The sequence below is a fragment of the Exiguobacterium sp. Leaf187 genome, from assembly GCF_001423925.1.
Lineage (GTDB): Bacteria > Bacillota > Bacilli > Exiguobacteriales > Exiguobacteriaceae > Exiguobacterium_A > Exiguobacterium_A indicum.
The window spans coordinates 1-322 of sequence record NZ_LMPR01000013.1 but is presented as its reverse complement, the minus strand read 5'-3'; the positions used below and the strand labels follow the sequence as shown (position 1 = coordinate 322).

1 protein-coding gene is annotated in these 322 nt (G+C 51.6%); it reads right to left on the bottom strand.

The window, feature by feature from the left end:
* Window positions 1-322, bottom strand: a 322-nt coding sequence (locus ASF99_RS17675; protein ID WP_442855979.1) for a mechanosensitive ion channel family protein, incomplete at both ends; no start/stop codon positions are given.

The window sequence follows — 322 nt, the reverse complement described above, 5'->3', positions numbered from 1 at the left end:
AAGACCGAACGCAAGCGCAAGTGCTCCCAAGATCAAGATGAAGGCTGAGTTGACGATCGTATCAGCAACACCCAATTGATCAAGTGCCATGAAGACAGCAAGTGCAAGGATCGCATACTTCGCAACGCTTGAGAGGACTTTCAGTTCAGAGTTACCGAACAGGCTGTCCATCGTACGTTTGACGAGGTTGCTGACGATGATCCCGATTGCGAGAATGATGATCGCTGTCAGGACGCTCGGTAAGAACGCAAGGACGGCGCGACCGAGGTCGACCATGAAGTCAAGACCAATCAAGTTGAAGGCTTCGACGACGAAGAGAACG